The organism is Corynebacterium sp. 20-84 (assembly GCF_053479455.1).
The window spans coordinates 91,465-104,973 of record NZ_JBRBCB010000010.1; the positions used below are offsets into that span (position 1 = coordinate 91,465).

14 protein-coding genes are annotated in these 13,509 nt (G+C 62.4%); 4 read left to right on the forward strand and 10 right to left on the reverse strand.

What is annotated here, in order from left to right; translation table 11 throughout:
- The 3 genes from metG to rsmI form a co-directional block, all read right to left on the reverse strand.
- The gene (metG, locus tag ACUY2Y_RS08885; RefSeq protein WP_448325820.1) at window positions 1-1,854 is read right to left on the reverse strand and encodes a methionine--tRNA ligase; all 1,854 of its coding nucleotides are present in this window, start codon (window positions 1,852-1,854) and stop codon (window positions 1-3) included.
- A gap of 18 nt (window positions 1,855-1,872) precedes the next feature.
- Window positions 1,873-3,669, reverse strand: coding sequence for a BCCT family transporter (locus ACUY2Y_RS08890; RefSeq protein WP_448325822.1), 1,797 nt, complete (start codon window positions 3,667-3,669; stop codon window positions 1,873-1,875).
- A 62-nt stretch (window positions 3,670-3,731) separates the two neighbouring features.
- A complete protein-coding gene (gene rsmI, locus ACUY2Y_RS08895; protein WP_448325823.1) occupies window positions 3,732-4,574 on the reverse strand; it encodes a 16S rRNA (cytidine(1402)-2'-O)-methyltransferase in 843 nt (280 codons plus the stop codon).
- A gap of 58 nt (window positions 4,575-4,632) precedes the next feature.
- Between rsmI and ACUY2Y_RS08900 the strand changes: the two genes are divergently transcribed.
- A complete protein-coding gene (locus ACUY2Y_RS08900; RefSeq protein ID WP_448325825.1) occupies window positions 4,633-6,180 on the forward strand; it encodes a dolichyl-phosphate-mannose--protein mannosyltransferase in 1,548 nt (515 codons plus the stop codon).
- Here ACUY2Y_RS08900 and ACUY2Y_RS08905 read toward each other — a convergent pair whose 3' ends face one another.
- Together ACUY2Y_RS08905 and ACUY2Y_RS08910 are read right to left on the reverse strand one after the other, a co-directional pair.
- A complete protein-coding gene (locus ACUY2Y_RS08905; protein ID WP_448325826.1) occupies window positions 6,181-6,777 on the reverse strand; it encodes a zf-HC2 domain-containing protein in 597 nt (198 codons plus the stop codon).
- The gene (locus tag ACUY2Y_RS08910; RefSeq protein WP_448325828.1) at window positions 6,770-7,177 is read right to left on the reverse strand and encodes a DoxX family protein; all 408 of its coding nucleotides are present in this window, start codon (window positions 7,175-7,177) and stop codon (window positions 6,770-6,772) included. The genes ACUY2Y_RS08905 and ACUY2Y_RS08910 overlap by 8 nt, the downstream gene beginning before the upstream one ends.
- Before the next feature lie 55 nt (window positions 7,178-7,232).
- On the opposite strand from ACUY2Y_RS08910, the gene ACUY2Y_RS08915 reads away from it, so the two are divergent.
- Entirely contained in the window at window positions 7,233-7,655 is a 423-nt protein-coding gene (locus ACUY2Y_RS08915) for a DNA-3-methyladenine glycosylase I (protein ID WP_448325830.1), read from the forward strand.
- On the opposite strand, the gene ACUY2Y_RS08920 is transcribed toward ACUY2Y_RS08915, so the two are convergent.
- From ACUY2Y_RS08920 to ACUY2Y_RS08940, 5 genes are all read right to left on the reverse strand, one after another.
- Entirely contained in the window at window positions 7,636-8,151 is a 516-nt protein-coding gene (locus ACUY2Y_RS08920; protein WP_448325832.1) for a hotdog fold domain-containing protein, read from the reverse strand. The genes ACUY2Y_RS08915 and ACUY2Y_RS08920 overlap by 20 nt on opposite strands.
- A 46-nt stretch (window positions 8,152-8,197) precedes the next feature.
- The gene (gene sepX, locus ACUY2Y_RS08925) at window positions 8,198-9,262 is read right to left on the reverse strand and encodes a divisome protein SepX/GlpR (protein WP_448325834.1); all 1,065 of its coding nucleotides are present in this window, start codon (window positions 9,260-9,262) and stop codon (window positions 8,198-8,200) included.
- A 72-nt stretch (window positions 9,263-9,334) separates the two neighbouring features.
- Entirely contained in the window at window positions 9,335-9,985 is a 651-nt protein-coding gene (locus ACUY2Y_RS08930; protein ID WP_448325836.1) for a GNAT family N-acetyltransferase, read from the reverse strand.
- Between the two features lie 2 nt (window positions 9,986-9,987).
- Entirely contained in the window at window positions 9,988-11,247 is a 1,260-nt protein-coding gene (gene glp / locus ACUY2Y_RS08935) for a molybdotransferase-like divisome protein Glp (RefSeq protein ID WP_259901451.1), read from the reverse strand.
- A gap of 19 nt (window positions 11,248-11,266) precedes the next feature.
- Complete coding sequence (locus ACUY2Y_RS08940; RefSeq protein WP_210573227.1) at window positions 11,267-12,187, reverse strand: UTP--glucose-1-phosphate uridylyltransferase; 921 nt, start codon at window positions 12,185-12,187, stop codon at window positions 11,267-11,269.
- On the opposite strand from ACUY2Y_RS08940, the gene ACUY2Y_RS08945 reads away from it, so the two are divergent.
- Both ACUY2Y_RS08945 and ACUY2Y_RS08950 read left to right on the forward strand, forming a co-directional pair.
- Entirely contained in the window at window positions 12,186-12,800 is a 615-nt protein-coding gene (locus tag ACUY2Y_RS08945; RefSeq protein ID WP_448325839.1) for a 5-formyltetrahydrofolate cyclo-ligase, read from the forward strand. The two genes, ACUY2Y_RS08940 and ACUY2Y_RS08945, sit on opposite strands and share 2 nt — an antisense overlap.
- A 3-nt stretch (window positions 12,801-12,803) precedes the next feature.
- Window positions 12,804-13,439, forward strand: a complete 636-nt coding sequence (locus tag ACUY2Y_RS08950; protein WP_448325841.1) for an SAF domain-containing protein — start codon at window positions 12,804-12,806, stop codon at window positions 13,437-13,439.
- Window positions 13,440-13,509 lie beyond the last annotated feature (70 nt).

Sequence of the window (13,509 nt, forward strand, 5' to 3'; positions counted from 1 at the left end):
CTACTGAACAGGCGCCCACTCCGGGCCGGTCTCACCGAGTTCCGGATCGAGCTTGGCGATCAGCGGCTTCGGTTTCTCCAACTTCGTGCCCGGCACGACATCGACGCGAGACCACACTGCCTGCTGAGAGGCGTAGTCACCGGTAATGACCGGGTAGGTCTGCCCCTTCTCGGGCAAACCAACGCCGACGAGTTCGAGATCCTCGTCGTCGGTAACTTCTTCGACACGTGAGGATGCGGCCCAGATGCCGTCGCGGCCGAGAGTCTCATGAACCTTCTGCGCGGTGTGCGGGATGAACGGAGTCAACAAAGCATTGCAGTCCGAGACCACCTGAAGGGCGGTCCACAATACGGTTGCCAGGCGTTCACGCTGAGACTCGTCTTTCGCGAGCTTCCAGGGTTCCTGATCAGCGATGTAGGCATTTGCCTCACCGACAACATGCATGACCTTGGTGATTGCAGCCTTGAAGTGGGCAAGTCCGAGATCGTGGCCGGCGGAGTCGAAGGTCTGGGAGGCGAGATCGAGGATGGCGCGGTCGGCGTCGATAAGCTCGCCCGGCTCCGGCACCTCCCCGAAATTCTTGTGCGCCATGGAGACGGTGCGGTTGACCAAGTTACCCCAGCCGTTCGCGAGCTCGTTGTTCACGCGGCGGACGAATTCGTCCCAGGTGAAGTCCGTGTCATTGTTTTCGGGGCCGGCGACCGCGATGAAATAACGGAGCGGATCAGGGCCGAATTCGGCGAGGAAGTCCTTGACGTAGATGACCACGCCTTTCGACGAGGAGAACTTCGAGCCGGACATGGTGAGGAACTCGGAGGAAACGACCTCGGTGGGGAGATTGAGCTCGCCGAGCTCGTGAACCTGGCCGCCCTTCGCACCCTTGCCGGCGTAGCCGAGTAGCTCGCCCGGCCAAATCTGGGAGTGGAAGGTGATGTTGTCCTTGCCCATGAAATAGAAGCCGCTGGTGGCAGGATCCTGCCAGAACTGCTTCCACGCATCCGGATTGCCGGTGCGGGCAGCCCACTCGATGGAGGCGGAGAGATAGCCGATGACGGCATCGAACCAGACATACAGCTTCTTACCCGGGTCGTTCTCCCAGCCCTCGACGGGGACGGGAATGCCCCAGTCGATATCGCGGGTCATGGAACGCGGGCGCATGTCCTCCAGCAGATTCAGGGAGAATTTGAGGACGTTGGGGCGCCAATCCTGGCGGGCCTCGAGCCATGCTTTGAGGGCGTCGTGAAGCGAGGGCAGGTCGAGCATGAAGTGCTCGGTCTCGATGAACTCCGGGGTCTCCCCATTGATCTTGGACACCGGATTGATCAGGTCGACCGGGTCGAGCTGGTTACCGCAGTTATCGCACTGGTCGCCACGGGCATCGTCGGCGCCGCACAGCGGGCAGGTGCCCTCAATGTAGCGGTCCGGAAGGGTGCGGCCCGTGGACGGGGAAATAGCGCCCTGCGTGGTCTCCTTGATCATGTAGCCGTTTTCGTACAGCCCCTTGAACAGCTCCTGCACCACTGCATAGTGATTGCGGGTGGTGGTGCGGGTGAACAAGTCGTACGACAAACCGAGACCAGCGAGGTCGTCGACGATCTGACGGTTGTACCGGTCAGCGAGTTCCTTGACCGTCACACCTTCTTTATCCGCCTGGACCAAAAGGGGCGTGCCGTGTTCATCGGTGCCGGACACCATGAGCACATTGTTTCCCACCATGCGCTGGTAGCGCGCGAACACATCGGACGGGACACCGAAACCGGCGACATGGCCGATGTGGCGCGGCCCGTTCGCGTAGGGCCACGCCACACACACGAGGACATTTTCGGAGGTGGCGTTGTTCGGGGAGACAGTCATACGCCCCAGCATAAGTGACTACCGCTTGGTGCCGAACATGCGCTGGCGTTTGCGGGATTTCGCGAGTGCGTCGCGGTGCATACGGCGCTCGATCGCCAGCTGGTGGGCAAAGCGCTGCTGCTCCTTCATGTCCAGGTAAATGGTGTCGTTGCTGACGTCCTTCACAATGGCGAACATCAGCAGGATGAGGATCACCAAGAACGGGGTGGCCGCCGCAATGGTGACGCTCTGGAGGGAGTCCAAAGCCTCGTCGCCACCTGCGATGAGCAGAGTCAGGCCGACGGCAGCGGTAGCGAGGCCCCACATGCCGGTCAGCATCGGCTTCGCGTCGGTCTTGCCGTTCTGGGACAGGGAGCCCATCACGGTCGACGCGGAGTCGGCGGAGGTGATGAAGAAGGTGCTCAAGAGGATCAGAGCCGCAATGCCCATGGCGAAGCCGCCAGGGAAGGTGTGCAGCAGGTTGAACAGCTGCTCCTCGGACGTGCCTTCGCCGTAGATCGATTCACCGATCTGCTCGAGATGGATAGCGGTGCCGCCGAAGATGCAGAACCAGACGGTGGACAGACCAGCCGGAATCAGGGTGACACCGACCAAGAATTCACGGATGGTGCGACCACGGGAAATACGGGCCAGGAAGGTGCCCACGAACGGGGACCAGGAGATCCACCATGCCCAGTAGAAGATGGTCCAGCCGCCGAGCCACTCCCCTGCCTCAGTGTCGGCGGATTCGGCGGTGCGCGACGCCATGAGGAAGAACTGGTCCAGGTAAGAACTGATGGCAGTAGGAAGCAGGTTGAGCTGCGTCAGGGTCGGCCCGAAGATGAACACGAAGATGGCCAGCACGGCAGCCACGACCAGGTTGAAATTGGAGACCCACTGGATGCCCTTGCCCACACCGGACATGGCGGACAGCAGGAAGGCCAGGGTCAGGACACTGACGATGCCGACGGTCAGCGTGGTCGACGGGGAATCGACGAGTCCGGAAGCCTCCAGACCAGTCGAAATCTGCAGGGCGCCAAGACCCAGGGAGCAGGCGGTGCCGAAGATGGTGGCGAAGATGGCGAGGCCGTCGATAAGCTTGCCCAGCCATCCGTCCGCACGCTTCTGCCCGATGAGCGGAATGAACGCGCTCGAAAGCAGCTGCTTGCGGCCGAGGCGGAACGTCGAGTACGCGACGGCAAGGCCGATGATCGCGTATACGGACCACGGGTGCAGGGTCCAGTGGAACATGGTCTGCGCCATGGCGGTGCCGACCGCATCCGCGCTATCCATGCCCGGGACACCATCGCGGTAGAAACTGAGCGGCTCGGACGCGCCGAAGAACATCAGGCCGATGCCCATGCCGGCGGCGAACATCATCGCGATCCACGACATCGTCGAGAATTCCGGCTGTTCATCGGAAGCCCCCAAACGGATCTTGCCGAATTTGGAGAAGGCCATCACCAGAACGAAGACGACGAAAACGGTGCCGAAGAAGACGTACGCCCAACCGAGGTTCTCGATCACCCAGCTGAACGAGGCGGAGGAGAAAGCACTGAAGCTCTCTTTCGCGGCGAGGCCCCAAACGACTACTGCGATGACAATCGCGGCGAGCGGGCCGACGATCGCCCAGTCGATCTTCAGGTTTTCGTCTTCGGACGCACGCTCGATGGCGTCCTCCGGGTCGGAAATCTTCTGCTGCTCGCCCTCATTCCGCGCGTCCAGGAGGTCCTGCAACTCGGCGGTAGCGGGGCGGTTTTGGGTCACAATCGGATCGTCCGCATGCGGGTCGACATTCGGATCGTGCGGGTCTGTCAGCTTCTCTTCACTACTCAATGGGGCTCCTTTCTCACCCCAAAGACGGTAATAGAAATGTGCACAGGGTGCATATTTACTGGCTAGGAGCTGCGAGCAGCAATGAAGGCGTCGTAAAGCTCGCCCGCTTTGAGGCCCGCAGCTTTCGCGACTTCCTTGACAGCATCTTTCGGCCGCATCCCGCCGTCGACCCGCTGTTGCACGAGATCAAGGACATCCTCGGGCTCCGGCGTTTCGTGTCCCCCGTCGATCACGACGGTGATTTCGCCGCGCACGCCTTCCTCGACCCAGACCGCGAGCTCAGCGAGAGTACCCCGTTTGACCTCCTCGTAGGTCTTGGTCAGTTCGCGGCACACAGCGGCCTGACGGTCACCGAGAATCTCAGCGGCTTCCGCGAGCGTCGTTGCAATCCGGTGCGGCGACTCGAAAAAACACACGGCGCGTCCTTCATTCTTCAGGGACTCGAGCCACGCTTTTCTAGCGCCGGGCTTTCTAGGAGCGAACCCGTCAAAAATGAACCGGCCGACACCGAGACCAGACAACGCGAGTGCGGTAGTCACTGCAGACGGGCCCGGCAAACAGGTCACGGGGATCTGCGCGTCGTGGGCCGCAGCGACAAGTGAGTGCCCCGGATCGGACACCAGTGGCATCCCCGCATCGGTGACGACGAGGACGGAAGAGTTGCGGGCGACGTCGATAAGCTCGGCGACCCTCTTGTCCTCGTTGTGGTCGAAATTGGAGACGATCCTGCCGCGGATCTCCACCCCCAGGGCATTCGCGAGGTTGCGTGTGCGCCTTGTGTCTTCCGCGGCGACGACATCCGCGTGTTCAAGCGCATGCACGAGACGAGGCGACGCGTCCCCGATATTTCCGAGCGGGGTCGCCGCGAGAATAATTCCGCGCGGAGGAAGAGATACCGTTTCCATGCCTTAAAGCTTTACACAGCCTTAAAGCTTTACACAGCCACCGGCTAAGATCATTCCCGTGAGTTCGACAGCGACAGCCGAGACTGTGAAAACTGGTTTTTCAAAGCCAAAGCCGACAGCGCCCGTGACGGTGCCATGGACGCAGCGCGACACTGTCTCAACCGTCGTCATCGGGTTCCTCGCGGTTTTCACCCGTTTCGTGGGCCTGACATCGGCACGTTCGAACGGCACTCCGGTCTTCGACGAGAAGCACTACGTACCGCAGGCGTGGGATATCGCACGGTCGTGGTTCAACCCGGTGCTCGGCGGCATCGAGTCGAATCCGGGCTACGGCCTTGTCGTTCACCCGCCGCTGGCGAAGCGGCTGGAAGCGCTCGGCGAGATGATCTTCGGCTACACCCCGCTCGGGTGGCGCTTCGTGGCCGCGCTGTTTTCTTCCGCCGTCGTCGTATTCACGATGCTTCTCGCGCGACGCTTGTCTCAATCGTGGCTCATCGCCGCTTTTGCGGGCACCATTGCGCTTTGCGACGGAGTGTTGCTGGTCATCGGCCGTTTCGGCATGCTCGACGTGTTCATCCTGCTCTTCGTCGTCATGGCTGCCTGGACGCTGGCCGGCGACATGCGGCAGGTCCACCAGCGCTTCCATGACGCGTACGAGGAAGGCATCGTGAATCCCCGCTTGGGCTTCCGCTGGTGGCGTTTCGCCACGGGCGTGCTGCTCGGGTTGGCGCTGTCGGTGAAGTGGTCGGGCCTGTACTACATCGCATTCTTCGGCCTGCTGTCGTCGTTTTATGATCTGTGGTTGCGCCACCGCTACGGAGTGAAGAACCCGGTGCGGGAAACTCTGCTGAAAGATGTTCCTTCCGCCCTCGCGTCGATCGTGCTGATTCCGGCGGTGCTCTACGTGTGGTCCTGGCGCGCGTGGTTCGCGTCCGAAACAGCGGTCTACCGCCACGCGCTTTCCGACGGCACGATCGCCGACTCCGACTGGTCCTGGCTGACCAAGCTGCCTGAGGCGGCTGCCGGGTGGTTCTATTACCACTTCTCGGTGCTGAAGTTTCACTCTGAGCTGACTTCCTCTTCAGGGCACTCCCACCCATGGGATTCCAAGCCGTGGTCGTGGCTGGTGGCCTCCCGCCCGATCCTGTACTACTCCTCCACCAGCAGCGACGATTCCCGGCGCATGATCTACCTGTTCGGCACGCCTGCTATCTGGTGGCTGACCGTGCCGATTCTGCTCTGGGCGGCGTGGGCCTGGATCACGCGAAAAGACCGTCGAGTCATTATTCCCCTCGTCGCGTTCGGCGCCGGTTTCCTTCCGTGGCTGGCCGCATTCGACCGCCAGATGTACTTCTTCTACGCCGCTCCCCTCGTGCCGTTCACGATCGTGCTCATCGCAATCGCACTGGGCGAGCTGTCTAAGCGTGGGAAACAACTCAACTGGGTGAGCAGACACATCGGCCCCATCACGTCAGGCCGGCTCGCGGTCGTCGTGTATCTCGCCACCGTGATCGGAATGTTCTTGTACTTCTCCCCGATCCTGTACGGGTACCGGATTCCGAACGGCATCTACGAGCAGCTCATGTGGCTGCCGAGCTGGAAATAATTACACCGGCTTCGCGTTGAGCACCTTGAGTGGATTGCCGTAGTCCACGACCCACATGGCCACCAGCACCACGCTGGTGAACAGCAATGTCAGCAATTGCGCCCATGGTGCGGCTCCTCCAGTGATTGCCTCCAGCACCGCGAAACTGAGGCTGAAGCCGAACATCGCTCCGACGATGAGAAGGACGCCGGGAATTTGCGACGGCTTCCAGGAAACGAAGAGCAATGCTACTGCGATGCCGACGCGCACAGCCGCGCCCTCGAGATCGGTGCCGAGGATGCGTCCCGCCCACACGACGTAGACCAACGCCAGCAGAGCAAGGACGACACGGCACACCGTCAGAAGCATGATGCGGCGCGCGGAAACACGGCGGAATTCAGGTTCGACACCGGCGTAAATGAGTTCCGTGAGGTCCTCGGGCGGCATCATATCGCCCGCGACATTGAGCGAGCGGGACATTCTCAACGACTGCTCCCAAAACTTTTTGCATTCGTCGCACTCCGCGAGGTGCGCATCGACGATGTCGTCGTCGAGGTTAGAGTCCTCCCCGTCGATGCGCGCAGACAGCGCCGCTTGGACATCACCGTGGTCAATCATCGATGAGCACCTTGTCCAAACTGACGCGCCCGGAGCCGAACACCACGACAAGGACCAGCAAAACAACGAGCACCAGCGGGTATTCGATGCCACCGTCGGCTGCGAAGAAACCGGCGTCGAGGTGAACGAAATACGCCCCGGCCACAATCAATAGTGCGAGCACACCTGCGACGATGGTGGTCAGCAGCCCGATGATAAGCAGCGCTCCGCCGACGAGTTCGACTGAGCCAGCAAGATACGCAGACAGACGCGGCTGCGGGACTCCGGCTTCGGCGAAGCTTTCAGCTGTGCGCCGCATCCCGGTCCCGACCCAGTGCTGGTAGCCGTGCGCGGTGAATACGACACCGAGCACGAGACGCGCCACGAGCAGTGCGAAATCGCGGAGGGCGGGACTATTCATGAGTTAAACACTACAACGTGGAACCTTTTGGGCGGTGACGGCAGTCAAAGTATGTATGACAACACAATTGCTTATCGACGACATCCACGCATTCGAACTGCTCACCCTCGAAGTATTTCTCCCCGGCCTGTCTTGGGCCCTGATCCAGAAGAAACGCGAAGCACTGAAAGACGCGTTTTGTGATTTCGACCCCGACCTCATTGCTGAATTCGACGAAGATGACATCGAGTACCTGTTGACCGACCCGAGGCTCATCCGCAACCGGCGCAAAGTCGAGGCGGTGGTGACCAATGCCAAAGCCACTGTCGCGATGCGGGAAAAGCGCTCTTTATCGCAGTTGATCAACTGGTATATCCAGCACGACAACTTCGGGGACGGACTAGGCCTGACTGCCTATCTGCGCCCCTACGGCTTTGTCTACATCGGGCCGACGACGATGGACGGACTTATCGAGATGGTCACTTCTTCTTCGCGGTGACCCACACATCGATCTCAGCGGTAATCGGCTCCACCCCGGCATCGTCGACGATCTCGCAGTTGATGGTGACCAGCTGGCCGCCGGTTTCGCGGGTGATCGTGGAGAAGTCCGGGAAGTCGCCGGTGGCGGTGATGGTCAAACCGCCGGTGGACTTCGCCGGGTAATCGGCGCGCATTCCGCGCGGAATCCAACGGTGCGTATCCGGCACCGTCACCTCGCACAGAAGACCCATGGCGGCCTCTGCACCATTCAGGCCGGCGATGACGTGGAAGGTGCCGATGTGGTTTTGCACGCCCCACCATTTACCCAACCGCACCACGCAGCGGCCTGGCTCAGCGACCTGGACACGCGGCATCACGGTGCGGAAGTACGGCGCCTTCACCGAGTAGAAAGCTGAAAAGATCAGGCGCTTGAGTTTCGTGTCGCTGAACTTCTCCCACAGCTGGGCAGACTTACCGGGATTATCGTTTACCTGGGTAGAAAAAGAGGTCGTCATACCCGGCGATATTACCGACTATAACGACCTCGTATTGGTGGAAAAACTACGCGATTTCGCGGACCTGCTCAGTTTCCGTTTCGGTCCGCGGTGCCGTGTAGGCGGGCAGGTTAGCGAAGTCGGCGCTCTCGTCGTCGACCTCGACCACCACTGCTCCCGGGCGACGCATGTGCGGCGGCAGCGGTGCGTCCTCTTCCGCGGTGATGACACCGAGTCGTGCGCGGCGCAGCTGACGCACTCGGCGTGCCTGGAGTGCGCGTTCCTTCTTCACCGTCGTGCGCAACGCTGTCATGAACCAGATCAGCAGGCCTGCTGCCGCGGCCGGCGCCAACCATGCCCATCCGCCCGAGACGATACCGAAGACGAAGGTCACGCCGAGCAGCACGACGAGGCCGAGCAACGTCCGCTGGCGGCGACGGAACCGGTCCTCGCGCACCCGCTTCGCCTTCTCCGGGTCCCAGCCACCACGGCCGCGACGCGAGCGAGCAAAGGCGAGCTCGTCCTCAGTAGGCTCCTGCGCAGTCGGCTCGTGCTCTTCTTCCGGTTCCTCTTCGGGTTCTTCTGTCCGCTCCTCCAGCTGAGTCACGGTGGTGTAGCCGTAATCCTCCGGAGAGAGGTAGGAGGCATCGAGCTCATACTCGGGCTGAGTTTCAGACTCAGAGGAAGTCTCAGTGTCAGACTCGGGGTCAGTGTCAGTGTCAGTTTCAGATTCTGCTTCGGGCTCAGTTTCCACCACTTCGCCGTCGATGGAGTTGCGGGCGAACAGCTTCTTGAGGGAGGTGGAGCCGGAAGGGGCGTCGTCGATAAGCGCTGCTTCCTCCTCGGATGCTGCTGCTTCGTCTTCTGCCTCGAGCACCTCGTAGTCGGCGTCGTCCTCGTCGAAGCTATGGATATCAGCCTTTGTCACACGCGGGCGACGACGCGTAGCGAGCGGTGTATTACCCTCGTGCAGCACGCGCGTCTCGTCGTAGCCCTCGCCGGAGCGCCGGATCGGCTTCGAGTCCCCCAACACCATCGGGGCGAGAACAATCGCCCACACCACGACGATGAGGACGATGATCAGGCTCAGGCTGCCGGACATGTACGCCACGACCTTTCTGCTTTCGGGCACGTTTCCTGGCTGAGGTTATAGAGATCTCGTCCGGCAATGACCGACCCACGCCGCGAAAGGAAGCGGGAATTTCTAGATCCAGCAGCGGCCGCGGGCGGCGAGGCGTTCGATGGCGGAACCGGGCAGGTCGTCGATGTTTTGGGCGACGAAATGGTGGTCGCGCCACGCGCCGTCGATATGCAAATTCTCGCGCAAGAAACCTTCCTCCCGGAAGCCGACGTTCGCGAGCACTTTGCCCGAGGCCGGGTTGTTCGGCAGATAGGTGGCGGTGACTCGGTGAAGTCCGATGCGGGCGAAGGCGTGGTCCACGCCGAGTGCGCACGCAACGGTGGCGATGCCGCGGCCCGCGAACCGCGAATACACCCAGTACCCGACCCAGCACTCCCCGATCGCGCCGTGCTGGATATTGCCCAGCGTGACTTGCCCGATGAAACGGTCATCGAGCTCGATGGCGAGCGGAACGATGATGCCGTCGCGGGCGAAGCGGCGCAGATTCTGCCAATTCGTCCGCCACGCCGCCTGCGAATGGGCTTCCTCCCACGTGCCGGGCACGGTGGGTTCGACGGGGCGGAGAATCTCTTCATCCTGGATGCGCATCCGCGCCCAGCTCTTTCCGTCGCTCGCAGCCAGCGGCCGGAGCCGGAGCGTCGCCCCTGGGACGTGCACGGTAGGGGTCGGGTCGGGCCAGCCGGGGTGGCTTGCCCGACCAAGGAAATTGAACATTGTTAAGCCCGCTGCTGGAGGAATAGCACGTCCACGATATCGCCGGGACGGACCTCGGAGACATCGGCGGGAATGCGGATGATGGCGTTGGCCTCAGCCAGACCGGCGAGCAGGTGGGCCGGGCTGCCGGAGACACCACCGATGCCGTCTACCAGGTAATCGTGTGTCTCCGCATCACGCATCAGGCGGGCACGAATGAAGCCGAGGCGGCCCGGAATGGACTCGATACGCCCCAAAGCGCGCGCCTTGACCGTGCGGCGGGTCGGGACACGCTTGCCCAAAGACGTACGGATCGCCGGGCGGATCAGCGCCTCAAAAATCACTAGCGCGCTCACCGGATTCGACGGGAGAAGGAAGACCGGGATGCGATCCTCGCCGATGAGACCGAAACCTTGAGCGGAGCCTGGATGCATGGCAACACGGGTGGTGTCGATATCGCCCAGCTCGCCGAGAGCCTCCTGGATGGGTTTCGCACTCGAACCGCCGACGGCACCGGTAATGACGATGAACTCGCTCTTCTGCGCCTGGACGGCGAGCTGCTCTTTGAGTCGGCGCGGCTCGGCATTGATGATGCCGACGCGGTTCACATCTGCGCCCGCGTCCTTCGCGGCAGAGGCCACCGCATAGGAGCTGACGTCGTAGACCTGCCCCAGGCCAGGGTTGCGGTCGATGTCGACGAGCTCGAGGCCGTACGACATCACGGTCACGCGGGGGCGCGGGTAGACCAGCACTTTATCGCGGCCGGTGGCGGCGAGCAGGCCGATCTGAGCCGGGCCGAGAACCGCACCGGAGCGGACGGCGATATCGCCGGGCTGAATGTCATCGCCCTCACGGCGGATGAAGTCGCCGGATCGGACCGGGCGATGCGGGGTGACGCGTTTGCGGCCGCGGTCGGACCATTCGAGGGGCAGAACTGCGTCGGCAAGCGTGGGCAGCGGCGCGCCCGTCGCGACGCGGACAGCCTGGCGGGGCTGCAGGCGCAGTGGTTTCTGGGAGCCAGCGGCCACTTCACCGACAACAGGGAGGGAAGCCTCGGGCGCAGGCGAGTCCTCTTTGTGGCCGAGGCTCTTTCCGCCCCCGACATCGACGGCGCGGACTGCGTAGCCATCCACCGCGGCCTGGGAGAATCCGGGCAGCGGTGAGGTCGCCTGCACCTCTTCGGCACACATGAGGCCAAGCGCGTCGGTAATGCCGATGCGGATCGGCTCGGGCGTCATCGTCGCATCGATGATCAAGGCAAGGTGGTCGTCGACACTACGCATGGTCCCCTCCTGGATGGTCCTAGAGTTCCGCCTCGTAATCAGCGATGATCTGCTTGATCGCCTTGTACAACGCCGGACCGTACTTCTCGTGGCGCAGCCCGAAATCCACATTGGCGGGGATGTACCCGCCCGGATTGCCCAGGTCGTGGCGCTTGCCGTTGTGCACGACGACGTGGACCGGGTGCCCCTCGTTGATCATCAGCTCAATCGCGTCGGTCAGCTGCAGCTCACCGCCCTTGCCGGGCTCGATGCGGCGGAGCGCGTCGAAGATCTTCCGGTCGAGCAAGTAACGGCCGGTCGCGACGAAATTAGACGGTGCGTCGGCCGGGTCCGGCTTTTCCACCATGCCGACAACGCGCTTGACATCGTCATGGCCCTCAACGTCGCGGACATCGAAAACGCCGTAATTGAAGACTTCTTCCGGGCTGACTTCAAATGCGCACAGCACAGAGCCGCCGAGCTCCGCGCGCACATTCGCCATCTTCTCCATGACGCCGGTGGGCAGCACCAGGTCGTCGGGAAGCATCACGGCGACGACGTCCTCGCCGTCATCAAGGATGGACTCCGCGCAGCCGACTGCGTGGCCGAGCCCGAGAGGTTCTTCCTGCACGACAGCTTCCGCCCGGATGATCTCGGCGGCGCGGGAGACTTTCTGCGCCTGCTCCTCTTTACCGCGACCAAGCAGCGTGGCACGGAGCTGCTCGAATTCGCCGAAATGCTCCATGACTTCATCTTTGCCCGGCGCTGTCACCACGGCGAGGCGCTCGGCCCCCAGCTGGGCAGCTTCCTCCGCAATCAACTCAATGCCAGGGGTATCAACCACAGGCAGCAGTTCTTTCGGAACAGTCTTAGTCGCCGGCAGGAAACGCGTTCCCATTCCGGCGGCCGGCACGACGACAGTCTTCACGGCTGCGTCCGGCTTCTGGTCAGAATTCTGCATGAATGAGCAGTTTACCTACAATGAGTCCGTGTTCCGTGTAGGCCACTCCGCGAAAGAAGCAATCCGCACCGAGACGCGTCGGCGACGCGCAACGCAAGAGCATTCGCTTATCGACGCCGCCGTGGTCTCCCACCTGCTCGATTGGCTCGAGCCAGGGGCGCGCGTGGCCGCCTACTCCCCTTTGTCTGGCGAGCCAGGCGGCGAATATCTCCTGCCTGAGTTGAGCAAATCCCACGAGGTGTGGCTGCCGATCACCCCGCCAGAGGGGGATCTGCGATGGGGAAAGTATTCGGGCGAACTACACCGTGGCGCACACTTCGGGATCGGGGAACCGGAGGGGCCGGGTGAGGCGTCGTTAAGCAAGCTCTCGTGCGATGCCGTGATCGTTCCCGCGCTCGGCGTGGACCGCTCGGGCGTACGGCTGGGGCAAGGCGCGGGCTATTACGATCGCGCGCTGGACGGCGTGACGTGCCCGATTATCGCGCTTGTTTTTGACGACGAAGTCCACGATGAACTGCCAAGAGAACCACACGACCACCCCATCGACGGCGCCGTGACGCAGTCAGGTTTCATGTGGTTGGGAACCGAACGGGGTGGTCCGGCAGTCCAATAAAGCATGGACTTGTCTGGCTTTCTCGATTTTCTCCGTACCCCCGGCTACCGCCGGGCCGTTGTGCTGCGTCGAAGCGCTGCCGCTGTTCTGGTCGCCGGCGCAGCACTGAGTGCCCTGATGAACAGGGCGAACGCCGACCCCGGCGTAGTCGTTTTCGCGCGCGACGTGGCCCCGGGCGATGTGGTCGAAGCTGACGATCTCGCGGTGCGTCCGCTCCCGGAAGATGCCGTGCCGTCTTCGGCTGTGACCTCGCTGGAGGATGCGTCCGGGCAGATCATCGCCTCGCATGCGTCGGCCGGGGAGGTGGTCACCGCGACGCGACTACTCGGCCCTGACCTGGTCAGCGCCCTGGTGGGCGATGATGCCGACGAGTTCACATTGGTGCCGGTCAAGCTCGCCGACCCCGACATCCTTCCCATGCTCCACCACGGCGACCACGTGTCCGTCGTCACCGCCGGCGAAAAGGAAGCGATCACGGTGGCGGAATCCGGAATAGTCGTCATCGCCGGAGCGCCGGAAGAAGATGATAATCCCAGCTCAGGGCTACTCCTCTTGTTGCGGCACCGTGATGCATCGGCAGTGGCAGCCGCGTCGTTGTCCTCGCCGCTCGCGGTGGTCATAGCACAGCGCGGGCGCTGAACTATGCGAATTTTCGTTGAAATCTCTGGAAACTTCGACAGCAGGTGATGGCCTTATCCAAATCACTGTA